The sequence below is a fragment of the Streptomyces sp. NPDC047315 genome, from assembly GCF_040643215.1.
Lineage (GTDB): Bacteria > Actinomycetota > Actinomycetes > Streptomycetales > Streptomycetaceae > Streptomyces.
The window spans coordinates 279,529-301,332 of the sequence record NZ_JBEYTZ010000008.1 but is presented as its reverse complement, the minus strand read 5'-3'; the positions used below and the strand labels follow the sequence as shown (position 1 = coordinate 301,332).

Annotated in this window: 18 protein-coding genes; 3 read left to right on the top strand and 15 right to left on the bottom strand. The window is 72.3% G+C overall.

All coding sequences use genetic code 11. The annotated features are described in order from the left end of the window. Window positions 1-27 precede the first annotated feature (27 nt). The 8 genes from ABZ842_RS12110 to ABZ842_RS12075 all read right to left on the bottom strand — a co-directional run bounded on the left by ABZ842_RS12110 (window position 28) and on the right by ABZ842_RS12075 (window position 11,448). On the bottom strand, window positions 28-846 hold the full coding sequence (locus ABZ842_RS12110) for an RNA methyltransferase (RefSeq protein WP_361535882.1): 819 nt from the start codon (window positions 844-846) through the stop codon (window positions 28-30). Between the two features lie 64 nt (window positions 847-910). Continuing rightward, complete coding sequence (cobA, locus tag ABZ842_RS12105) at window positions 911-2,161, bottom strand: uroporphyrinogen-III C-methyltransferase (protein WP_361535880.1); 1,251 nt, start codon at window positions 2,159-2,161, stop codon at window positions 911-913. Between the two features lie 222 nt (window positions 2,162-2,383). Then, complete coding sequence (gene cobT / locus ABZ842_RS12100; protein ID WP_361535878.1) at window positions 2,384-6,040, bottom strand: nicotinate-nucleotide--dimethylbenzimidazole phosphoribosyltransferase; 3,657 nt, start codon at window positions 6,038-6,040, stop codon at window positions 2,384-2,386. 342 nt (window positions 6,041-6,382) lie between these two features. Beyond that, window positions 6,383-7,624, bottom strand: coding sequence for a precorrin-6y C5,15-methyltransferase (decarboxylating) subunit CbiE (cbiE, locus tag ABZ842_RS12095; protein WP_361535876.1), 1,242 nt, complete (start codon window positions 7,622-7,624; stop codon window positions 6,383-6,385). Window positions 7,625-7,825: 201 nt separating this feature from the next. Further along, window positions 7,826-8,461: a GNAT family N-acetyltransferase gene (locus tag ABZ842_RS12090; protein WP_361535874.1), complete on the bottom strand. Its 636-nt coding sequence runs from the start codon at window positions 8,459-8,461 to the stop codon at window positions 7,826-7,828. A 265-nt stretch (window positions 8,462-8,726) separates the two neighbouring features. Beyond that, a complete protein-coding gene (locus tag ABZ842_RS12085; protein WP_361535872.1) occupies window positions 8,727-9,563 on the bottom strand; it encodes a MetQ/NlpA family ABC transporter substrate-binding protein in 837 nt (278 codons plus the stop codon). Between the two features lie 77 nt (window positions 9,564-9,640). Next, a complete protein-coding gene (locus tag ABZ842_RS12080; protein WP_361535870.1) occupies window positions 9,641-10,393 on the bottom strand; it encodes a methionine ABC transporter permease in 753 nt (250 codons plus the stop codon). Continuing rightward, window positions 10,390-11,448, bottom strand: a complete 1,059-nt coding sequence (locus ABZ842_RS12075; protein WP_361535867.1) for an ATP-binding cassette domain-containing protein — start codon at window positions 11,446-11,448, stop codon at window positions 10,390-10,392. Before ABZ842_RS12075 ends, ABZ842_RS12080 begins: the two co-directional genes overlap by 4 nt. Window positions 11,449-12,092: 644 nt before the next feature. Here ABZ842_RS12075 and ABZ842_RS12070 point away from each other — a divergent pair. Together ABZ842_RS12070 and ABZ842_RS12065 are read left to right on the top strand one after the other, a co-directional pair. Further along, on the top strand, window positions 12,093-12,452 hold the full coding sequence (locus tag ABZ842_RS12070; RefSeq protein ID WP_361535864.1) for a hypothetical protein: 360 nt from the start codon (window positions 12,093-12,095) through the stop codon (window positions 12,450-12,452). 1 nt (window position 12,453) lies between these two features. After that, window positions 12,454-12,906 carry a hypothetical protein gene (locus ABZ842_RS12065; RefSeq protein ID WP_361535861.1) on the top strand — a complete coding sequence of 151 codons (453 nt, stop codon included), beginning with the start codon at window positions 12,454-12,456 and terminating at the stop codon, window positions 12,904-12,906. A gap of 268 nt (window positions 12,907-13,174) precedes the next feature. On the opposite strand, the gene ABZ842_RS12060 is transcribed toward ABZ842_RS12065, so the two are convergent. The 3 genes from ABZ842_RS12060 to ABZ842_RS12050 form a co-directional block, all read right to left on the bottom strand. Then, window positions 13,175-13,678, bottom strand: coding sequence for a GNAT family N-acetyltransferase (locus tag ABZ842_RS12060; RefSeq protein ID WP_361535858.1), 504 nt, complete (start codon window positions 13,676-13,678; stop codon window positions 13,175-13,177). Between the two features lie 25 nt (window positions 13,679-13,703). After that, window positions 13,704-14,270 carry a sigma-70 family RNA polymerase sigma factor gene (locus tag ABZ842_RS12055; protein ID WP_361535855.1) on the bottom strand — a complete coding sequence of 189 codons (567 nt, stop codon included), beginning with the start codon at window positions 14,268-14,270 and terminating at the stop codon, window positions 13,704-13,706. Window positions 14,271-14,385: 115 nt separating this feature from the next. After that, window positions 14,386-15,579 carry a glycerophosphodiester phosphodiesterase family protein gene (locus tag ABZ842_RS12050; RefSeq protein WP_361535852.1) on the bottom strand — a complete coding sequence of 398 codons (1,194 nt, stop codon included), beginning with the start codon at window positions 15,577-15,579 and terminating at the stop codon, window positions 14,386-14,388. Window positions 15,580-15,873: 294 nt separating this feature from the next. On the opposite strand from ABZ842_RS12050, the gene ABZ842_RS12045 reads away from it, so the two are divergent. Further along, window positions 15,874-16,539 carry a lysophospholipid acyltransferase family protein gene (locus ABZ842_RS12045; protein ID WP_361535940.1) on the top strand — a complete coding sequence of 222 codons (666 nt, stop codon included), beginning with the start codon at window positions 15,874-15,876 and terminating at the stop codon, window positions 16,537-16,539. Window positions 16,540-16,620: 81 nt separating this feature from the next. Here ABZ842_RS12045 and ABZ842_RS12040 read toward each other — a convergent pair whose 3' ends face one another. The 4 genes from ABZ842_RS12040 to ABZ842_RS12025 form a co-directional block, all read right to left on the bottom strand. Further along, window positions 16,621-18,162 (bottom strand): MFS transporter, encoded by a 1,542-nt coding sequence (locus ABZ842_RS12040; RefSeq protein WP_361535849.1) that lies wholly within the window; start codon window positions 18,160-18,162, stop codon window positions 16,621-16,623. Then, the gene (locus ABZ842_RS12035) at window positions 18,159-18,710 is read right to left on the bottom strand and encodes a TetR/AcrR family transcriptional regulator (RefSeq protein WP_361535846.1); all 552 of its coding nucleotides are present in this window, start codon (window positions 18,708-18,710) and stop codon (window positions 18,159-18,161) included. The genes ABZ842_RS12040 and ABZ842_RS12035 overlap by 4 nt, the downstream gene beginning before the upstream one ends. 139 nt (window positions 18,711-18,849) lie before the next feature. Next, window positions 18,850-20,280: an argininosuccinate lyase gene (gene argH, locus ABZ842_RS12030; RefSeq protein ID WP_361535843.1), complete on the bottom strand. Its 1,431-nt coding sequence runs from the start codon at window positions 20,278-20,280 to the stop codon at window positions 18,850-18,852. A 185-nt stretch (window positions 20,281-20,465) separates the two neighbouring features. Next, window positions 20,466-21,662, bottom strand: coding sequence for an argininosuccinate synthase (locus ABZ842_RS12025; RefSeq protein WP_361535840.1), 1,197 nt, complete (start codon window positions 21,660-21,662; stop codon window positions 20,466-20,468). Between the last annotated feature and the right edge of the window lie 142 nt (window positions 21,663-21,804).

Here is a 21,804-nt window from a genome sequence, read left to right as displayed (position 1 = left end):
TTCGGGCTGTAGACCGGTTCGGCCGGCTCAGGCTTCGGGGCGGCCGGTGGCCACCGCGTAGAACGCGACCGCGGCGGCGGCCCCGACGTTGAGCGAGTCCACCCCGTGCGCCATGGGGATGCGGACCCATTCGTCGGCGGCGACCAGTGCCTGCGTGGACAGCCCGTCGCCCTCGGCGCCCAGCATCAGGGCGACCCGGTCGAGGCGGTGCGGCCCGGCCTCGTCGATGGCGGTGGCCTTCTCGTCGGGGGTGAGCGCCAGCAGCGTGAACCCGGCTTCCCGTACCGTCTCAAGCCCCCGCGGCCAGGCGTCGAGCCGGGCGTACGGCACGGAGAAGACGGCCCCCATGGAGACCTTCACCGAGCGCCGGTACAGCGGGTCGGCGCAGTCCGGCGAGAGCAGGACGGCGTCCATGCCGAGGGCCGCGGCGCTCCGGAAGATCGCACCGATGTTGGTGTGGTCGTTCACGGATTCCATCACGACGACCTTGCGGGTGGCCGTCAGCAGCTCGGCGGCGCTCGGCAGCGGCTTGCGCTGCATCGAGGCGAGCGCGCCGCGGTGCACGTGGTAGCCGGTGACGCGTTCGGCGAGTTCGGGGCTGACCGCGTACACCGGTGCCGGGATCTCGTCGATGACGTCCTTCATCACGTCGACCCACTTGGCCGAGAGCAGCATGGAGCGCATCTCGTAACCGGCGTCCTTGGCACGCCGGATGACCTTCTCGCCCTCGGCGATGAACAGGCCCTCGGCCGGCTCCCGCCGACGGCGCAGCTCCACGTCGGTCAGACCGGTGTAGTCGCTCAGCCGGGGGTCGTCGGGGTCCTCGACGGTGATGAGTTCAGCCACGGGCTCGATACTGCCTTCTCCGGGATGTGGTGCCAACGCCTGGGCAGAGGTCGGTTACTGGTGGTTACGCCGAGGGTCGGCGGCCGGCGGGGACGACCTCGCCGATCACGATGACCGCCGGCGGTCGCACGTCCTGGGCGACGACCTCTTCCGCGACCGTGGCGAGCGTGGCGTCCACCCGGCGCTGGGCGGCCGTGGTGCCCTCCTGGACCAGCGCCACCGGCGTGGCGCCGTCGCGGCCGTGTTCCACCAGCGTACGGGCGATCGCACCGATCTTGTCGACGCCCATCAGCACGACGAGGGTGCCGCGGAGCTTGGCGAGCGCCGCCCAGTCCACCAGGGAGCGCGGGTCGTCGGGGGCGACGTGTCCGCTGACGACGGTGAACTCGTGGGCGACGCCGCGGTGGGTGACGGGGATGCCGACCGCGCCGGGCACGCTGATGGAGCTGGAGATGCCGGGGACGACGGTGCAGGGGATGCCGGCGTCCGCGAGCGCTTCGACCTCCTCCATGCCGCGGCCGAAGACGAAGGGGTCGCCGCCCTTGAGCCGTACGACGGCCTTGCCCGCCCTGGCGTGCTCGATCAGGGCCCGGTTGATGGCTTCTTGCGCCATGAAGCGGCCGTACGGGATCTTCGCGGCGTCGATCACCTCGACGTGCGGGGGGAGTTCGTCGAGGAGGTCGCGGGGCCCGAGGCGGTCGGCGATGACGACGTCGGCCTCGGCGAGCAGCCGCCGTCCCTTGACGGTGATCAGGTCGGGGTCGCCGGGGCCGCCGCCGACGAGGGCGACGCCCGGGGTCCGGGTGCGTTCGTGGCGCGCCGCGATGGTGCCGTCCCGCAGCCCTTCGACGACGGCGTCCCGGACGGCCGCGGTGCGCCGGGGGTCCCGGTCGTGCACGTCGGTGGTGAGGACGGCGACGGTGACGCCGGCGCTGCGGCCGGTGGCGGGGGTCCAGGCGGTGGCGGCTTCGGCGTCGTCGGAGCGCACGCACCAGATGCGGTGGCGCTCGGCCTCCGCGGACACCTGGTCGTTCGCCTTCGGGTCGGAGGTGGCGACGAGGGCGTACCAGGCGTCGGCGAGGTCGCCGTCCTCGTAGCGCCGCCGCTCCCAGCGGATCTCGCCGGCGGTGGCCATGGCCTCGACGGAGGGTGTCGCCGACGGCGAGACGAGCACGACGTCGGCGCCCGCCGCGACGAGCGCGGGCAGCCTGCGCTGGGCGACCTGGCCGCCGCCCACCACCACGACCCGCCGGCCGGCGAGCCGCAGTCCCACGGGGTAGGCCGGATGGGGATGCGCGGAGGCTTGCTCGGGCATGGGGGTGCGACTCCTCGGACGGTACGGGTGGCTGACGCCGGGCCGCGTCGACGTTGAAGCGGCTGGTGGGACGGTGTTCACGGACGAGTTCAACGGGTGGTGTGCAACGGGCGGTGCCTGCACAGGGCACCTTACGGGGCGTCCGGCGCGGCGCGCTGCGCGGGAGCGCCGTCCGCCCCGGAGCGGGGCGCTCCGGGGCGGCGGGCACTGCGGTGTCGGGGGCTACTTCTCGGTGACGCCCGCCGAGTCGAAGGTGGCGACCTCGTGCATGGCGCGGGCCGCGCTCTGGATGACCGGCAGCGCGAGGAGCGCTCCGGTGCCTTCGCCGAGGCGGAGGTCGAGGTCGACGAGGGGACGCAGGCCCAGCTTGGTCAGGGCCGCCACGTGGCCGGGCTCGGCGCTGCGGTGGCCGGCGATGCAGGCGGCCAGCGCTTCCGGCGCCACGGCCCGGGCGACCAGGGCCGCCGCGCCGGCGGACACCCCGTCGAGGACGACCGGCGTGCGCAGCGACGCACCGCCGAGGATGAAGCCGACCAGCGCGGCGTGCTCCAGGCCGCCGACGGCGGCGAGGACGCCGATCGGGTCGGTGGGGTCGGGCGAGTGGAGTTCGAGGGCGCGGCGGACCACGTCGACCTTGCGGGCGTGCATCTCGTCGTTGATGCCGGTGCCGCGGCCGGTGATCTCGGCCGGGTCGCTGCCGGTGTAGACGCAGATCAGCGCGGCCGAGACGGTGGTGTTGGCGATGCCCATCTCACCGGTCAGGAGCGCTTTGTTGCCGGCGGCGACCAGGTCGCGGGCGGTCTCGATGCCCACCTCGATCGCGGCGAGCACCTCCTCGCGGGTGAGCGCGGGGCCGGTGGTGAAGTCGGCCGTGCCGGCGCGGACCTTGCGCGGCAGCAGGCCGGTCGTCGCCGGCAGTTCGGCGGCGACGCCGACGTCGATCACGCACACTTCGGCGCCGACCTGGCTGGCGAAGGCGTTGCAGACCGCGCCGCCGCCGAGGAAGTTGGCGACCATCTGGCCGGTGACCTCCTGGGGCCAGGCGGTGACGCCCTGGGCGTGCACCCCGTGGTCGCCGGCGAAGACGGCGACGGCCGCGGGCTCCGGGATGGGCGGCGGGCACATCCGGGACAACCCGCTGAGCTGGGCGGAGATGATCTCCAGCATGCCGAGGGCGCCGGCGGGCTTGGTCATCCGCTTCTGCCGCTCCCACGCCTCCCCGAGCGCCTTGGCGTCCAGCGGTCGGATGCCGGCGACGGTCTCCTGGAGGAGGTCCTGCGGCTGGGCGCCGGGCAGGGCGCGGCGGCCGTACGTCTCCTCGTGGACGACCCACGACAGCGGGCGGCGCTTGGACCAGCCGGCCTGCGCCAGCTCGGGCTCCTCGGGGAACTCGTCGACGTATCCGACGCAGAGGTACGCCACGACCTCCAGGTGCTCGGGCAGGCCGAGGGCGCGGACCATCTCGCGCTCGTCGAAGAAGCTGACCCAGCCGACGCCCAGGCCCTCGGCGCGGGCGGCGAGCCACAGGTTCTCCACGGCCAGGGCGGAGGAGTAGGGCGCCATCTGCGGCTGGGTGTGCCGACCGAGGGTGTGGCGGCCACCGCGGGTCGGGTCGGCGGTGACGACGATGTTGACCGGCGTCTCCAGGATGGCCTCGACCTTCAGTTCCTTGAACTGCTTGGCCCGGCCCTTCGGGAGGGACTTGGCGTACGCCTCGCGCTGGCGCTGCGCCAGCTCGTGCATCGTGGTGCGCGTCTCGGCGGAGCGGATCACGACGAAGTCCCAGGGCTGGGAGTGGCCGACGCTGGGGGCGGTGTGGGCGGCCTCCAGGACGCGCAGCAGGACGTCGTGCGGGATGGGGTCGCTGCGGAAGCCGTTGCGGATGTCGCGGCGTTCGCGCATGACGCGCAGCACGGCCTCGCGCTCCGCGTCGTCGAACGCGGGGGCGGGCGGGGTCTGCGTGGTCTGCTCCGCAGCGGGCTCGGAGGCCGGCTCGGCATCGGGCTCAGGCGCGGGCTCGGCCTCGGCCGTGACTACGGGGTCGGTCGACGCGTTCGGCTCGGTGCCTTCGGCGGGCTGCGGCGCCTCGGCGGGCTGTTCGATCGCTTCCGGTGCGTCGGTCTGCTCAGCGGCCTCTGGTGCGCTGGGGGCCTCAGGTGCCTCAACTTCCTCAGGCGTCTGAGTTGCCTCGGGGGCCTCGGTCACCTCGGGCGCGGCGGGTGCCTCGGATGCTTCAGGTGCCTCGGATGCCGGGCCTTCCTGGGCGGGCTCGACGTCGGCCGCAGGAGCGGGTTCCGTCACGGCTTCCGGCTCGGCGTCCGCAGCGGGCGGCGTCGACTCGGCGGGCAGCTGCTCCGGCTGCTGGGCCGCGGGCGCCTCGGCCTGCGGCTCCTGCGGCTGCTGCTCGGGCTGCTCCGTTGCGGCGGCGGGCTCGGGCTCCGTCACCGCTTCGGTCTGTACGGCCTCCTGCGGCGCGGACTCCTGCGCGACAACAGGCTCCGCCTCCGGCGCGGGGGCGGTCTGCGCCTCGGCCGGGACGACCGTTTCTGCGGGCACCGGGGCCTGTTCCGCCGCGGCGGGGGCTTGGGCGGGGACCTCGGCCTGCGGCGGCTGCGCGTCCCAGGGCGCCCCGGCCTGCGGCGGGATCTCGCCGAGCTGAGGGCCGACGGACACGGAACCGGTCCCGTCCCGCGGGACGTCCAGGTATTCGGGACCGAGGGTGGGCGGACCGGGATGGCTCTGCGCGGTCAGCGGGTGGGGAGGCACTCCGGCCGGACCCCGGTCGGCCAGCGAACGGACCACGCCACCGGACGGGTTCGGTACGGGCGGACCCATGTGGAGGGGACGGTGGGACGACTGAGGCGACGGCGCGGCAGCGGCGGCGAATGCGGGGGCTGCCTGCTCGACGGGCACCTGCTCGACCGGCTGCACCTGCTGCTCAGGGGCGACGGCCTGCTCACCGGCCGCGGCCTGCTCCGGCGCACCGGCAGCGGCGGCAACGTCAGCGGGGTCGGCCTGCTCGACCTGCGACGGGTCGACGGGGAGCCCGTCCGCCGGAAGGGGCTCCGCGGTGTTCGACTCGGCGGCGGGGGCCTGCGCGGCGGGCTGCTGCACCACGCCGGGGACCTCCGCCACCGGCTGTATGCCCGGTGCGGTGCCCTGCGGAACGGGTGGGGCGACGGACTCCGGGGAGCCCAGGTCCGTGGGCGCGACGAGCTCGGGCGCCGGCACCACGTCCGTGGCGGCGACCGCGTCTTGACCGGCCGTCACCGCGGGCGCCGCTGCCTGGTCCGCAGCCGCGGCCTGCTCGGGCGAGCCGAGGTCGGTGGGGGCGGTGGCCTCCGGCGCCACGGGCACCGGGCCCTGCAGAACCTCGACGACCGGCGTCTGAGACTGCACCTGCGCGACCGGAGCTTGGGCCTGGGCCTCGACGGTCACGACGGGGGCCTGCTGCGGCGGAACGGGGGCGGCTGCGGCAGCGGGAGCAACCGGCGCGGGCTGCTCCGGCGCACCGGCGGCCTCGGGCTGAACCGGCTGCGCGGGCACGGCCGCGTGCGGAGCCTGCGCCACGGGCACCGGCTGCACGGGCTGAACAGCCTGCACTGCCTGAACGGCCTGCACGGGCTGGATCGGCTGGACGGGCTGCACGGCGGGCGCCGGCTGCATCTGCGGGACGGGCACTCCCGACTGGGTGGCCTGCGGATCGCTCCAGGCGCCCTGCGCGCCCGGCATCAACAACAGGTCGTCCTCTTCGGCCGGGGGGTGCTCGGAGGGGGCCGCGAAGGCGTACGCATCAGGGGCGGGAACGCCCGGCTGCTGCTCCACCACGCCTGCGTTCTCCGGCAGCCCCTCGCCCGGGATCTGACCGGTGTCAGTCATGCGTACCCCTCGCCCCATCGCTTGTGATCCTTCGCCCATCGCCGAACGCCCGGTCGCGGCACGCCTGACGCCCGTCTACAAGAACGAGCGCGCGCGCCACGCGGCACGATGGCCCACGGACTACCAGCATTCTCGCGGCCGTTCGCGGACCTGGCAGTCAGATCGGCCACGGTCCGCTGTGGGCTGCGCCACGTTGCGCTTCCCCGGTTACGGCGTACCACATACCGGATACAAAGCGACACTCCATTTCCGGTAGTCCCGGACATCGTCCCCGAACAAGCGATCGACATCCAGTGCGGCACAACGATCGGCCAGCCTACCTCGCACCGCTGACAACCATGGTCACGGGGCACGGTCCGGCTGGCTGCCGCTGACCGCGAAAACGACGGATCGTTCCCGCTCCGACCAGCCCTGCGGGTCGAGGTCGACGGCCTGTACGAAGGCGCAGTCGACGGCGTATCCGCCGGCCGCGAGGGCGGTGCACAGCGCCTCCGCCCGGTCGCGGGTCGCGGCGTGCGCGACGATGCGTTCGGGGCGCCGTTCGGCGCAGGCGGTGACGACCTCCGCTCCCCCGCCGCCGATGCGTACGACGTCCGGTTCGGGCAGTCGCTCAAGGACGTGCGGCGCCCGCCCGTTCACCACCTGCACCTGGACGCCCGCGCGGCGGGCGGCGGCGTCGGTCCGGGCGCAGGCGGCAGGGTCGGCGTCGACGGCGATCACGGCGGCGCCGAAGCGCGCCGCTTCGACCGTCAGTGCGCCGTCCCCGCAGCCGATGTCCCAGACGAGGTCGCCGACGCGCGGCCCGAGCCGGGCCAGTTGCAGGGCCCTGAGCGGCGGTGAGCCGCCCTCTCCGCGGTGGCCGGCCGCGGTGGCCGCGCCCTCGGCGTACGCCGGCGACGGGAGCGCCCAGCCGCGCACGGAGTGCGGGAAGGCGGGCTCGCGGCCCGCGATCCAACTGCCGCCGGGGGCCGGTCCGCCACCCGCGCCGCCGACCACGATCACCACGTTGGGATCGCGCCACATGTGATCGGCGGCCTTGTCGGAGGTGACGACGGTGACCTCCTCCCGGTCCGTGCCGAGTTCCTCGCAGATCACGAAGGTGCGGTGGATCCCTTCGAGCAGCAGGGCCAACTCGGCGGGGCCGGCGCCGGGGGCGGTGAGAACGGCGACCTTGGGGTGCGCACGGCACACGTTCACGGCGCGGCGCAGCGTCCTCGGGTGTGCGACGACGACCTGCGCGTCGTCCCAGGGCATCCCGGCGCGGGCGAAGGCGGCGGCGACGGAGGAGACCGCGGGCACGACCTCCACCTCCAGGCCGTGCTCCGGCGCGCGCAGGGTGCGGACGACGCCGAAGAAGCCGGGGTCGCCGTCGGCCAGGACCACGGCGCTGCCGCGGTGGCCCGCGATCCGACGGGCGGCGAGGTCGACGCTGCCCAGTCGGATGCGCTCGGCCCCGTCGGGCACTTCGGGGAGGGCGAGGTGGTGGGCGGCGCCGGCCACGAGGGTGGCGGCGCCGAGCGCGGACCTGGCCGCGGCGGTGAGGGGGGAACCGTCCCAGCCGATCACCGTGACGCGGTCGGCCATGCTCGTCAGTCTCCCTGGTGTCGTCGCAGGTAGGGGCGCCCGGTACAGACGCGGGCAGGCAGAGGGTACCGGTAGGAGGGCATCGGCCAGAACTGTTCGGGAACCGATGGGGGACATCGAATCAGGTGCGGGTCGGCCACTGCCACCGGACCGAACGATTCGCGCCTGGTCCCGGGGCCTTCGACGGCCCGGTCGGGGAGGTCAGCCCCACTCGGGGAAAGAGGTGTATCCGGAGTCGCCGGCCGGCTCGGCGACCCCCTCCAGGTCCTCCGGCAACAGGCTCCACACGATCAGGTCGGTGCGGAACTCGGCCCAGGCGCCGTCGTCGGCCTGGCTGCGGGCGATCCAGGCGTTGCGCAGGACGCCCTCGCTGATGCAGCCGATCTTCTGGGCGACCTGCTGGGCCGCGGTGTTGTCGGCGGCGGTGCGCAGTTCGAGGCGTTCGAACCGCTGGTCGCGGAAGAGCCACTTGGCGACGGCGAGCACGGACTCGGTCGCGTAGCCCTCGCCGCGGGCCCAGGGGGCGGTGACGTAGGAGATCTCGGTGGCCCGTACGCGCCAGTCGGTGTGGGTCAGCGTCACCGCCCCCACCAGCCGCTGGGTCAGGAACTCGGTGACGGCGAGCGCGACGCCGCGGCCCGCGGTGCGCTGGGCCGGTGCTATCGCTCGGACCCAGCGGGCGGCGTCCGCGGTGGTGAAGGGGTGGGGCGCCGTCGTCCAGGCGGTCACCATCTCGTCGTTCATCATCTCGGTGTACGCGGGGACGTCGGCGCCTTCGAAGGGGCGCAGCACCAGTCGTTCCGTACTGATCGACACGTCCGGAAAGGTGGTTCTCATGCGCCGCTCCGTATCCAGGGCCTGTGGGACCAGGCGACCAGTGGCCTGCCGAAAGGCCCAGCATGCAGCATGGCCCGCGCGAACCGCACCGCAGGGTGGCGCAGTTGCCCGCGGCCTGCGCACCGCGGCCGATTCCCTGCGGGAGCATTGTCCACTGCGACCCGGTGGGTACTCGGACACCGATGTTCCCCTGGGAAGACGGCGAAGAGGTCCAGCAGGGGGACGGCCCGCGCCCCCGCGCGGGGCGGAGGTGCGGGCCGTGGGGCTAGAACGCGGGGATGACGGAACCGTCGTACTTGTCCTCGATGAACTTCTTCACCTCAGGCGACGTCAGCAGCTTCGCGAGCTTCTCGATGCGCGGGTCCTTCTCCCCGCCCTCCTTCACCGCGAGGAAGTTGCCGTACGGGTTGTTCTCCGCGGACTCCAGGGCCAGCGAGTCGTTCTTCGGGCTGAGCTTGGTCTGCACCGCGTAGTTGCCGTTGATCACGGCGGCGTCGACGTCGTCGAGCGCCCGGGGCACCGCCGCGGCCTCCAGCTCCTTGAAGGTGAGCTTCTTCGGGTTGGCGGCGATGTCCTTCGGGGTCGCGGAGTTGCCGGCGTCCGCCTTCAGCTTGATGAGGCCGTTCCGCTCCAGGAGCTTGAGGGCGCGGGCCTCGTTGGTGGTGTCGTTGGGCAGGGCGACGGTGGCGCCGTCCTTGAGGTCGGCGAGCTTGTCGACCTTGTTGGAGTACAGGCCCAGCGGCTCCAGGTGGACGGTGGCGACCGGCACGATGGTCGTGCCGTTCTTCTTGTTGAAGTCGTCCAGGTACGGCTTGTGCTGGAAGAAGTTGCCGGCCACCTCACCGCTCTGGGTGGCGGTGTTGGGGGTGACGTAGTCGGCGAACTCCTTGACCTCCAGCTTCAGGTCTTCCCTGGCGGCCAGGTTGTCCTTGACGAAGCCGAGGATCTCGGCGTGCGGGACGGAGCTGGCGGCGATCACGATCGGCTTCGACGGATCGGCGTCGGCGCCGGTCTTGGCGTCTTCGTTGCCGCAGGCGGTCAGGCCGAGGGCGAGTGCTCCGACGGCGAGGACGGTGGTGGTGATCTTGGCAGTGTTACGCACGAAAAGTGCCTTTCTCCATGGGTGGTGCAGTGGTGCGGTGATACGGACCCTTGCGGGTCGGGGGGTGGGTCTTGGGGTCAGCTGCCGCTCTTGGAGAGCTCCAGGTCGAGCTCGGCGCGCTGGTCCGCGCGGTTCCTGAGGAAGCGCAGCTTGGGCGCGGGGCCGCTGCCCCGCCCGCGGCGGTGCAGCCTGAGCGCCGCGTAGTCGCCGGCGAGTTGGATGACGGAGATGACGACGGCGAGCACGCCGACCGTGATCCACATCATTTCCGTCTCGAAGCGCTGGTAGCCGTAGCGGATGGCGATGTCGCCGAGTCCGCCGGCGCCGACGGTGCCCGCCATCGCGGAGTAGCCGATCAGCGCGATGACGGTGGTGGTGGCGCTGGAGATCAGCGAGGGCAGCGACTCGGGCACCAGCACCTTGCGGACCACGGTCCAGGTGCTGCCGCCCATCGACTGCACGGCCTCGACGAGCCCGCCGTCCACCTCGCGCACCGCGGTCTCCACCAGCCGGGCGAAGAAGGGGATCGCCCCGATCGCCAGGGGCACGATCGCACCTTCGCGGCCGATGGTGGTGCCGGTGATCGACTTGGTGAAGGGCATCAGCGCCACCATCAGGACGATGAACGGCATCGACCGGGTGACGTTGACGATCTGCCCGATCACCTTGTTGGCGAAGGCGTTCGCCGCCATCCCGCCCTTGTCGGTCAGGACGAGGACGATGCCCAGCGGCAGTCCCACGACGACGGCGATGAGGGTGGACCAGCCGACCATGTACAGCGTGTCCCAACACGCCTGCTCCAGCAGCGGCTGCATCTCGGACCAGGTCACTGGGCACCTTCCTTGGACAGAGCCACGGCGGCGGGCACGGCGCCGGCGTCGGTGTCCGTCACCACGTCGACCTGGAGCCCCTGCTCCCGCAGGAAGCCGACGGGGACGACGTTCTCGTCGAAGCGGCCGGGCAGCTCGATGCGCATCCGGCCGACCTGCTTGCCGCCGACGGTGTCCATCGCTGCGCCGAGGATCGAGATGTCGACGTTGTACGTACGGGAGAGCTGGGAGATCACCGGTCGGGTGGCGGCGTCCCCGTGGAAGGTGACGTCGACGACGGTGCGGTCGGCGCCGGAGGCCCGACCGCTGACCGGGAAGAGCGCGGCGGCCAACTCCGATGCCGGGGTGGCCAGCAGTTCGCTGACGGTGCCGGACTCGACGACGCGCCCGTGCTCCATCAGCGCGGCGGAGTCGCAGACCGACTTCACGACGTCCATCTCGTGCGTGATGAGCAGGACCGTGAGGCCGAGCCGGCGGTTCAGGTCGCGCAACAGGTGCAGGATGGAGCGGGTGGTCTCCGGGTCGAGCGCGCTGGTGGCCTCGTCGGAGAGCAGCACCTTCGGGTCGCCGGCCAGCGCGCGGGCGATGCCGACGCGCTGCTTCTGGCCGCCGGACAGCTGGCTGGGGTAGGACCGCGCCTTTTCGGCCAGGCCGACCAGGTCGAGGAGTTCGAGCGCCTTGCGGCCCCGCTCGCGGCGGCTCAGGCCGAGGATCTCCAGCGGCAGTTCCACGTTCTCCTGCACGGTCCGCGAGGAGAGCAGGTTGAAGTGCTGGAAGACCATGCCGATGCGGCTGCGGGCCTCGCGCAGCTCCCGGCCGGCCCGCGGGCCCTTGCCGGCGAGCGCGGTGAGGTCGCGACCGTCCACGGTCACCGTGCCGGAGGTGGGGCGTTCCAGCAGGTTCACGCAGCGGATCAGCGAGGACTTGCCGGCGCCGCTCTGGCCGATGACGCCGTACACCTCGCCTTCCCTGACGTGGAGGTCGACGCCGTCCAGGGCGGTGACCTCGCGTCCTCGCGAGCGGTAGACCTTGGTCAGGCCCGTTGTGGTGATCACTGGGTAAGTCCGTCACTGTCGAGTGCGCGGCAAGGTCGTCGCCGGGCACGGGCTTTGGTCGTCACACCGTCAACCGCTGCACTGCCGGGGGCGGCGCACGCTCGCTCCCGCCGAGCGGGGGGACGTGGGCCGGCGGCCCGGGTCCGAAGGTCCGGGGCGGCGAGGACGACAGGTGCGCTGGCAGCCGCGGCCCGGATCGGGGCGCAGGGGCTGCGCGGTTCTCACTTCGGGGCGCGAGGTACGGTTCAGGGGCCCTCAGTGGTCGCACATTCGACACATACAACGAGCACCGGGCGTCGTGTTCGCCTCGGTCGCAAGGATGCGGCTGCTCGTCGTGGTCATGGCGGTAAGTAAAGCAGACGGCCCCTTCGCACCAACCCCGCTGTCCGAATAGCGGACAGGATGGCAACGACATGTGGATGCCGCCGCCGGCCGGGGGGCGTACTCCTTCGTCTGCACTCCCCCGCACTGACCTGCATCGATGTTCCGCCGGGCGGGCCGTGGCCGACAGGGCGTGACCCCTCCCTGCGGCGGCGGGCAGGCGGCGGGCTGTGGCCAAGGCCACGGAGCGCCCGCGCAGCGGGACGGCCCGCGCCGCGGGGTCGCCGGCCGTCAGCCCTTCGGGCCGTAATACGCTCGGGGCCATGCTCGACGCCCTCACGATCGCGATCTGCGTGGCCGCGCTCGCCCTCGCCGCCTGGTGCGGTTACGCCGCCTACCGCGACCAACCCACCAAGGACTGGCACTTCATCGGCATGGCCGTGGTGTCGCTGTTGGCGCTCGTGCAGCTGGTGGTGGGCATCGTGCAGCTCGCGCAGGGCGAGGAGCCGGGGCAGGGCTCCACCATCTTCGTCGCGTATCTGATCGGCTCGTTCGCGACCGTGCCGGCGGCGGGGGTGCTCTCGCTCGCCGAGCGGACCCGCTGGGGTTCGGCCACCGTCGCGGCCGGCGGAGTCCTGCTGGCCGTCCTCGAAGTGCGGCTCATCGACATCTGGGGAGGCTGAGATGACCGAACCCGCCCCCGCTTCCGCCCCGGCCGCCCCCGAGGCGCGCGACGGCCGCGGCACCAAGCTGGTGAAGGGCCCCGGCCTGCTGCTGGTCTGGCTGTACGGGGTGATGTCGGTGGGCGCGGTCTCCCGCTCCCTCTTCCACATCCTCACCGACTTCGACAGCGCGCCGCTCGCCCACAGCCTCTCCGCCGTCGCCGCCGTGGTGTACGCCTTCATCACGTACACCCTGGTGCGCGGCGGGGAGACGGCCCGCAGGGCGGCGCTGGTGTGCTGCGCCGCCGAACTCGCCGGGGTGCTGATCGTGGGCACCTGGACGGTGCTGGACCCCGGCGCCTTCCCCGACTCCACCGTCTGGTCCGGCTACGGCTGGGGCTACGTCTTCATCCCGGTGCTGCTGCCGGTGACCGGCATGATCTGGCTCCGGCGCGCCCGCGCGGGGGCCGCGTAGGGCGTCCGTCCCGTCTGCCGGCCGTGCCCTTGGCCGCGCTCGGGAGAGCGCCCTGGCGCGGCCGGTCAGGTCGCGCCCCCTGTGCCCTGGGGGCACGGGGCACCCTCAGCGCCCCTGAGAACCCGTGCGTGCCCCGCAGACGAATCGCGGGGGCAGCACATCAGGGGCGCGGGGAACTGCGCGATCAGCCCACCAGCGGGCCGCAGGGACCCATGCTTCCTCGGAGAAACGGCAGCTTCGTCCAGGGCACAGGGGTGCGGGGCGTCGCTCAAGCGCTAGCGACAAAGGCCGCGCTGGCGGACTCCTTCTCCAGCGTGACCACGGTGAGCTCCGGGCGCACCTCCTCGCGGGCCACCGGCACGTAGCCGTGGCTGCGGTACAGCCGGAGGTTCCCGTCGCTGCGGTGACCGGTGAAGAGCTGGAACTTGCGGGCGGCGGACGCAGCCGCGAAGTGCGCCTCGATCGCGGCGAGCAGCCGGCCGCCGAGGCCGTGGCGCTGCATCCGCGGATGCACGATCAGCTTGGCGATCTGCGCCGTGCCGGTGTCGTCCAGTCGGCCGCGCACGGAGGCCACCACCTCGTCGCCGAGGCGGGCCACCAGCGCGTGCCCCTGCGCGATCTCCGCGCGCAGCTCGTCCAGCGACTGGGTGAGCGGTTCGATGGCGTAGTCGCCGTACAACTCCGCCTCGGACTGGTAGCACAGGTACTGGAGCTTGAGGATCCGCTCCGCGTCCTCCGCTCGCGCCGCTGAGATGGTCACGCTCATGCCCATGTGCGCACGCCTCCCGCTCAACTGTTCATTCCGGTTGCCTACCGCTGTCCATTCCCCCATGTTCAGGAGCCGCAACCCCCGCCGCGAGCATTCTGCGCAGACATCCCAGGCAACGGGAACGCATGGGTCCTAGACTCCCCTGTGAGATACCCAACTCTCCTGCGATTTCTCGGTATGTGGGGTCTTTCGGCGACAACATCGCAGCCAGGAGGCGCGGACAGCCACCGGGCGTACGGGCGACGGCCGCCCGCACCGCGCGGCGCCGTTCCGCACCGAGGGCCGCCGCTTCCGGTCCGGCGCCCGGATCCCACGGCCCGTCAGGGGCGGCGCCGGGGGCGTAGGGGCGCTCCCGGGCGGCCCTGCGCCGCGCCCGGCGCGCCTCTGCCCGCACCGCGGACCGCACCCAGCGGCCGGGGTCCGGCGGCGGCCCCGCCCCGTCGAGCCGCTCCAACAGCCGCACCCACACGGCTTGTTCCAGATCACCCGGCTCGACGTCCGCGCCGGGCGCTTCGGCCCGCGCCTCCGCGACCACCAACGGGCGCAGCGCGCCCACCGCGGCCTCCGCGGCTCGCCCCGCTTCCTTGAGCGTCATCGGCGTCATGCCGGGCGGGACGCGCCCGGCGGCGGCCCGGGTTGCCGCACGGCGGCCGACTCACCCGTACGGGTAACCCGACCGCCGCGCCGGCCCCCGTGCGCCCGGTTCCCCGTCAGTCGCGGACGTCGGCCGCGGCCAGCAGCCCGGTGTCCGGGTGGTCGGTGAAGATGCCGTCGATGCCCGTGGCGAAGTAGCGGCGGTAGGCGCCGAAGACGTCCCCGTACGCGTTCGGGTCCACCCCCGGCGTCGCGTCGTGGTCGCGCTGGAAGTCGACCGGCAGGAAGGAGTTCTCGTTCCGCAGGGTGTACGGGTGGACGATCAGCTTCTGCCGGTGGGCGTCCTCGACGAGCGCGGTCGGCTGCCCGAGGCGACCGTCCGGCCCCTTCGGTATCACCAGCTCCAGCGTCGGTCCGATGCCCTGCGCGTACGACGCGATCCACGCCAGCCCCCGCGGCGTGATCAGGTCGGCGACCGTGCGCGGGTCCCCGGCCTCGACGAAGTCCCACGGCCGGGTCTTGGCGCCGGACAGCAGTACGACGCGCGGCGCGGACACCAGCCGGGCCATCCGCTGCATGCTGCTCGGCTCGAACGACTGGAGGAAGACGGGCGAGTCGCGGCGGTCGCGGCCGTAGCGCCGCAGCAGCTTCGCCAACGGCTCCTCCAGACCGAGGCCGATCCCCCGGAAGTAGCTGGGGTGCTTGGTCTCCACGTGCAGCCAGACCGGCTGCCGCCGACGGCGCCCCTCCTTCTCCGCCCAGCGCAGCACCTCCTCGAAGCTGGGGACCGACCAGCGGCCGTCGTAGAGGGTGTTGTCGCGGCGGGTGCCCGGGATCCGCTCCTTGGCGCGGAGCGTCTTCAACTCGGCGAGGGTGAAGTCCTCGGTGAACCACCCCGTGACGGCGGTGCCGTCGATCGTCTTGGTGGCGCGGCGGGCGGCGAACTCGGGGTGCTCCGCCACGTCCGTGGTCCCGGTGATGTCGTTCTCGTGCCGGCACACCAGGTGGCCGTCCTTCGTGGGCACCAGGTCCTGCTCGATGACGTGCGCCCCCATGTCCAGGGCGAGCTGGTAGGCGCCGATGGTGTGCTCGGGCCGGTAGCCGCTGGCGCCGCGGTGCGCGATGACCGTGGGGTGCGGCAGGTCACGGTACGAGCCGTGCGGCCGGCCCCGCTCAGCGCTGCCGCGCTCCGTGCTGCCGCGCCCCGCGGCGTACGCCGAGGTGGCGCCCGCCCCGACCGCAGCCGTCCCCAGCACCGCGGCGCCGAGCAGCGTGCGCCGTCCGGGACGTCCTTCCGGGCTCTGTGTCATCGCGATTCCTCCACGTCGTGGCCTGCTCCGTGCCGGGTGCGGACCCGGCACGGAGGTGCGTCGCCCGGCGGCGCGCCGGGGCGGGGCCGACGCTAGGAAGCGATGCGTACCGCTGGGAAGCCCCGGGGCGAACGCCGTGCGAACACGGATCAACACCGCGTATCCGGTGTGTGAACCCGATGTGCGGGGAAGGTCGACCCGCGAGTATCGTCCTCACCTGCACAGACCGCACCGAAACCGCTCGCCGAACCTGCTCGCCGAACCTGGTCGCCTTCGGAGGCCCCGTTGTCCCGCTTGTCGCTCATCAAGGCCGTCCTAGGGCCGGTCCTGCGTCTGATGTTCCGTCCGCGCGTGGAAGGCGTGGAGAACATCCCGGGCTCCGGTCCGGTGATCCTCGCGGGAAACCACCTCACCTTCATCGACTCGATGGTGCTGCCGTTGGTGTGCTCCCGCCCGGTGTACTTCATCGGCAAGGACGAGTACGTGACCGGCAAGGGCCTCAAGGGCCGGCTCATGGCGTGGTTCTTCACCGGCGTCGGCATGATCCCCGTGGACCGGGACGGCGCGAACGGCGGCGTGGCGGCGCTGATGACCGGGCGTCGGGTGCTGGAGGAGGGCAAGGTCTTCGGCATCTACCCCGAGGGCACCCGCTCCCCCGACGGGCGGCTGTACCGGGGGCGCACCGGCATCGCCCGGCTCACCCTGATGACCGGGGCGCCCGTCGTGCCGTTCGCGGTCATCGGCACCGACAAGCTCCAGCCGGGCGGGACGGGGCTGCCGCGGCCTGGCCGGGTGGCGATCCGCTTCGGCACCGCGATGGAGTTCTCCCGCTACGACGGCATGCACCGCGACCGCTACGTCCTGCGGGCCATCACCGACTCGGTGATGGCCGAGGTGATGGTCCTGTCCGGGCAGGAGTACGTCGACATGTACGCCACCAAGGCGAAGGAAGCGGCGTAACGACCGCAGGCAGCGAGCGCGCAACAAGGCCGGGCCCGTTTCTACGGGCCCGGCCTTTCGTGCGCTCGGGCGGCGCGGGCGTCAGGGGTGCTCGACGCCGTCCGCCAGGCGCTGGCCCCGCAGCAGGAACCAGGCCGTGACGGCGGTGGTGATCAGCACCACGGCACCCACCGCACCGGCGATGTGGAAACCGTCGGTGAAGGCGCTGCGCGCCGCCTCCAACAGCGCCGCGGCCTGCTCCTGCGGCAGCACTGCCGACGCTTCGGCCGCGCCGCCCAATGAGTCACGGGCCGCTTCCACCGCGTCCGACGGCACGCCCGCCGGTGCGGAGAAGTCGCGGTACACGCTGGTGACGACCGAGCCCAGGACGGCGATGCCGAGGGCCGCGCCCAGTTCGTACGCCGTCTCCGACACCGCGGACGCCGCGCCCGCCTGCTCCTTGGGCACGCTGGAGAGGATCACGTCCGCCGTCACGGTGAACGCCAGCCCCGCGCCGAGGCCGCCCAGGAGGAGGCCCACGCCGAGCGCCGCCGCGCTCGTGCCCGCCGTGAGCAGGGTGCCCGCGCCGAGCGCCGTGCCCAGGGCGGTCAGCCCCACGGCCACCGTGCCGCGTACGGACGTGCGCCGGGCGACCCGACCCGCCAGCAGACCGGCGACCACGGCACCGATCGCGGCGGGCAACTCGATCAGCCCCGCCTGGAGCGGTGTGCGGCCCTGCACCAACTGGAGGAACTGCGAGAGGAAGAAGACCAGCCCGGACAGGCCGAGGATGGTCAGCAGGTCCGCCAGCACCGCGCCGGAGAAGCCGCGGTGCCGGAAGAGCCGTACGTCCAACAGGGGCGACGACAGCGTCAACTGGCGGCGTACGAACCAGGTCAGGGCCAGCGCGCCGATCGCGCCGACCAGCAGGGCGACCACGCCGACGCCGTGGATCGCCAGCTCCTTGATCGCGTACACCACGGCGACCATGCCGATCAGCGACAGGGCAACGCTGGCCACGTCCCACGGACCCGGGTTCGGATTGCGCGACTCCGGCAGCAGCTTGCTGCCGACGATCACCAGCAGCGCCATCACCGGGAGGTTGATCATGAAGACCGAGCCCCACCAGAAGTGCTCCAGCAGGAAGCCGCCGACCACGGGACCGACGGCGGCACCGGCGGACGCCGCGGCGGCCCAGATGCCGACCGCGAGGCTGCGCTCCTTCGGGTCGTCGAAGATGTTCCGGATCAGGGCGAGGGTGGACGGCATCAGGGTGGCACCCGCGACGCCCAGCAGCGCCCGGGCGACGATCATCATCTCGGGGCTGGACGCATAGGCGTTGATCACGGAGACCGCGCCGAAGGCGACCGCACCCGTCAGCAGCAGCTTCTTGCGCCCGATCCGGTCACCGAGGCTGCCCATCGAGATCAGCAGACCCGCGATGACGAACGAGTACACGTCGCCGATCCACAGCAGCTGGGTGCCGGAAGGCTTCAGGTCCTCGCTGAGGAAGGGGGTGGCGAGGCCGAGCACGGTGGCGTCGACCGCCACCAGCAACACGGCCAGCACCAGGACCGCCAGCGCGAGCCAGCGGCCGGGCGCCTTGACGGTCGTTCCCTTCGCCAACTGGTCGGTAGTGGTCATTTCTGCACGCTCCGTCGGGTGATTCCGCCGAGCAACATCTCGGCGATCATGTACGAGTAGTCCTTTGCGGCGACCCGGCCGGACTGCACCGACCAGGCGTACGTGCTCATCAGCCCGTACAGCGCCTCGGTGATCCAGGCCGCCGTGAGGTCGATCCGGAAGACGCCCTCTTCCTGACCGCGCCGCACCAGCTGGCAGATCCGGGCGTCGGACCTGTCCCAGCCCTCGTTGACCTCGCCTTCGAAGAGCTGGTGCTCAGTGATCAGGAAGGCGAGGAGCGGGGCGCAGGGCTGGGACTCGGCGACCAGCCGCCGCAGCGCCTCTTCCGCGCTGCCCTCGTCGAGCCGGGCCGCCTCCATGGCCGCCTCGATCTCGCACAGGCCGAAGTCCTCCAGCGCCCGCACCAGGGGCTCCCGCCCGGCGAAGTGCCGGTGCAGGGTGGCCCGCCCGATGCCCGCGGCCTTGGCGACCTCGTCCATGGTCGCGGTGGGCTTCCGGGAGAGCAGGGTGGCGGCGGCCCGTAGGACCTGTTCACGATCGACCGTCATGAGACGACGGTACCTCAAGTGAGACATGAATGTCTCATTGCGCTGGTGAGCGCTCTAGCGAAAGCCCTTCGCCGCCGCCCGCTGGTGCGGGCGGCGGCGAAGGAAGTGACGGGCGGGCTACTGCTCCGTGAGACAGGCCCTAGGAGAGCTTGGCGGTGGCCCAGGCGTGCTGGGTGACGAGGTCGGCCTTGACCTCGGCGAGCTGCACCGCCACCGCGGAGGGCGCGGTGCCGCCCCGGCCGCTACGGGCGGCGAGGGCCCCCGGCACGTTCAGCACGGTGCGCACCTCGGGCGTCAGATGCTCCGAGATCTTGGCGAACTGCTCGTCGCTGAGCTGGTCCAGCTCGATGCCGTGCGCCTCGCACTCCTTGACGCACTCCCCCGCCACCTCATGCGCGACCCGGAACGGTACGCCCTGCTTGACGAGCCACTCCGCGACGTCCGTCGCCAGCGAGAAGCCGGCCGGGGCCAGCTCCTCCATGCGCTCCCGGTGGATCGTGAGGGTGGCCATCATGCCGGTGAACGCGGGCAGCAGGACCTCCAGCGTGTCGCAGGAGTCGAAAACCGGCTCCTTGTCCTCCTGGAGGTCGCGGTTGTACGCGAGGGGCAGCGCCTTCAGCGTCGCCAGCAGACCGGTGAGGTTGCCGATGAGACGGCCGGACTTGCCGCGCGCCAGCTCGGCGATGTCCGGGTTCTTCTTCTGGGGCATGATCGACGAGCCGGTGGAGAAGGCGTCGTCGAGGGTGACGAAGGAGAACTCCTTGGTGTTCCAGATGATGACCTCTTCGGCGATCCGGGAGAGGTTCACCCCGATCATCGCGGTGATGAAGGCGAACTCCGCGACGAAGTCACGGGAGGCCGTGCCGTCGATGGAGTTGCCCGCGGAGCCCCGCTCGAAGCCGAGGTCGGCGGCGACGGCCTCCGGGTCCAGGCCGAGGGAGGAGCCCGCCAGCGCCCCCGAACCGTAGGGCGAGACGGCCGTGCGGTCGTCCCACTGCCGCAGGCGCTCGGCGTCCCGGGAGAGCGCCTGGACGTGGGCGAGGACGTGGTGGGCGAAGAGCACCGGCTGGGCGTGCTGGAGGTGGGTGCGGCCCGGCATGGCGACGTCCGGGTGGGCCTCGGCGAGCCCGACCAGGGCGTCCTGCAGCTCTGCGATGAGTCCGCCGATGATCCTCGCGTGGTCCCGGAGGTACATCCGGAAGAGGGTGGCCACCTGGTCGTTGCGCGAGCGGCCGGCGCGCAGCTTGCCGCCGAGGTCGGGGCCCAGGCGCTCCAGCAGTCCGCGCTCCAGCGCGGTGTGGACGTCCTCGTCGGCGATGGTGCCGGTGAAGGAGCCGTCGGCGACGTCCGCGGCGAGCTGGTCGAGCCCGGCGATCATCCGGGTGAGTTCGTCCCGGGTGAGCAGCCCCGCCTTGTGCAGCACTCTGGCGTGGGCCCGGGATCCGGCGATGTCGTACGGCGCGAGCCGCCAGTCGAAGTGGACGGAGGCGGACAGCTTCGCCAGCGCCTCGGCCGGCCCGTCTGCGAACCGAGCACCCCAGAGCCGGACGTCACCGTTGTTGCTGCTCACAGCTTTCAAGCTCCTCTTGCAGATGGATGTACGGCCGTCTCCCCGCCGCGCAGGAAACGAGGAGACGGCCGGTGGAACGACTCACAGCGCATCTGGTCACGCCGGACATCTGGTCACGCCTGGCACCTGGGGCGGGGTGTGTCCTAGGCCGCATGCGCCCGGGTGCCGCGATGTGCCGAGCTCGATCAGCCCTGGAGGTCCCGCCGAGCAGCGATCTTCGCCGAGAGTCCGAAGATCTCGATGAAGCCCTGGGCCTTCGACTGGTCGAAGGTGTCGCCGGAGTCGTAGGTGGCGAGGTTGAAGTCATAGAGCGACTGCTCGGACTTCCGGCCCGTGACGACGGCCCGGCCGCCGTGGAGGGTCATCCGGACGTCACCCGTGACGTGCTCGTTGGCCTCGTTGATGAAGCCGTCCAGGGCGCGCTTCAGCGGGGAGAACCACAGGCCGTCGTAGACCAGCTCGCCCCAGCGCTGCTCCACCTGCCGCTTGTACCGCGCCAGCTCCCGCTCGACGGTGACGCTCTCCAGCTCCTGGTGGGCGGTGATCAGCGCGATCGCGCCCGGGGCCTCGTACACCTCGCGGGACTTGATGCCGACGAGCCGGTCCTCGACCATGTCGATCCGGCCGATGCCCTGGGCGCCGGCCCGCTCGTTCAGCTGCTGGATGGCCTGGAGGACCGTCACCGGCCGACCGTCGATGGCGACCGGAACGCCTTCCTTGAAGGAGATGACGACCTCGTCGGCCTCGCGGGCCTCGGCGGGGTTGGAGGTGTACTCGTAGATGTCCTCGATCGGGGCGTTCCAGATGTCTTCGAGGAAGCCGGTCTCGATGGCCCGGCCGAAGACGTTCTGGTCGATGGAGTAGGGGGACTTCTTCGTGGTGGCGATGGGGAGCTGCTTCGCCTCGCAGAAGGCGATCGCCTTGTCACGGGTCATGGCGTAGTCCCGGACGGGGGCGATGCACTTCAGGTCGGGGCCGAGCGCGGTGATGCCGGCCTCGAAGCGGACCTGGTCATTGCCCTTGCCGGTGCAGCCGTGGGCGACGATGCCGGCGTCGTGCTTCCGGGCGGCGGCCACGAGGTGCTTGACGATGGTGGGCCGGGAAAGGGCCGACACCAGCGGGTACCGGTCCATGTACATGGCGTTGGCCTTGATCGCCGGGAGGCAGTACTCCTCGGCGAACTCGTCCTTGGCGTCCGCCACCTCCGCCTCGACGGCACCGCAGGCGAGCGCACGCTTGCGGATGACGTCCAGGTCCTCGCCGCCCTGGCCGACGTCCACGGCAACGGCGATGACCTCGGCGCCCGTCTCCTCGGCGATCCAACCGATGGCGACGGAGGTGTCCAGACCACCCGAGTAGGCGAGTACGACGCGCTCGGCCACGAGTTTCTCCTAACGATGCATTGGCGATGGCATAAGTATGCATCGCTCCGCATGGTTCGTCAACGCCCCGGAAGGATGCCGGGGAGGAAAAGCCGGGGAATCCGGGTGGAAAGCAGTGCAGAGCAGCGCGGGGCAGCGCGTA

What these genes read in the sequence shown, in the direction of transcription:
- cobA (WP_361535880.1), bottom strand. Translation starts at nt 2,161, where the DNA reads ATGCCCGAGCAAGCCTCCGCGCATCCCCATCCGGCCTACCCCGTGGGA.
- cobT (WP_361535878.1), bottom strand. Translation starts at nt 6,040, where the DNA reads ATGACTGACACCGGTCAGATCCCGGGCGAGGGGCTGCCGGAGAACGCA.
- cbiE (WP_361535876.1), bottom strand. Translation starts at nt 7,624, where the DNA reads ATGGCCGACCGCGTCACGGTGATCGGCTGGGACGGTTCCCCCCTCACC.
- ABZ842_RS12090 (WP_361535874.1), bottom strand. Translation starts at nt 8,461, where the DNA reads ATGAGAACCACCTTTCCGGACGTGTCGATCAGTACGGAACGACTGGTG.
- ABZ842_RS12070 (WP_361535864.1), top strand. Translation starts at nt 12,093, where the DNA reads ATGCTCGACGCCCTCACGATCGCGATCTGCGTGGCCGCGCTCGCCCTC.
- ABZ842_RS12065 (WP_361535861.1), top strand. Translation starts at nt 12,454, where the DNA reads ATGACCGAACCCGCCCCCGCTTCCGCCCCGGCCGCCCCCGAGGCGCGC.
- ABZ842_RS12060 (WP_361535858.1), bottom strand. Translation starts at nt 13,678, where the DNA reads ATGGGCATGAGCGTGACCATCTCAGCGGCGCGAGCGGAGGACGCGGAG.
- ABZ842_RS12055 (WP_361535855.1), bottom strand. Translation starts at nt 14,270, where the DNA reads ATGACGCTCAAGGAAGCGGGGCGAGCCGCGGAGGCCGCGGTGGGCGCG.
- ABZ842_RS12050 (WP_361535852.1), bottom strand. Translation starts at nt 15,579, where the DNA reads ATGACACAGAGCCCGGAAGGACGTCCCGGACGGCGCACGCTGCTCGGC.
- ABZ842_RS12040 (WP_361535849.1), bottom strand. Translation starts at nt 18,162, where the DNA reads ATGACCACTACCGACCAGTTGGCGAAGGGAACGACCGTCAAGGCGCCC.
- ABZ842_RS12035 (WP_361535846.1), bottom strand. Translation starts at nt 18,710, where the DNA reads ATGACGGTCGATCGTGAACAGGTCCTACGGGCCGCCGCCACCCTGCTC.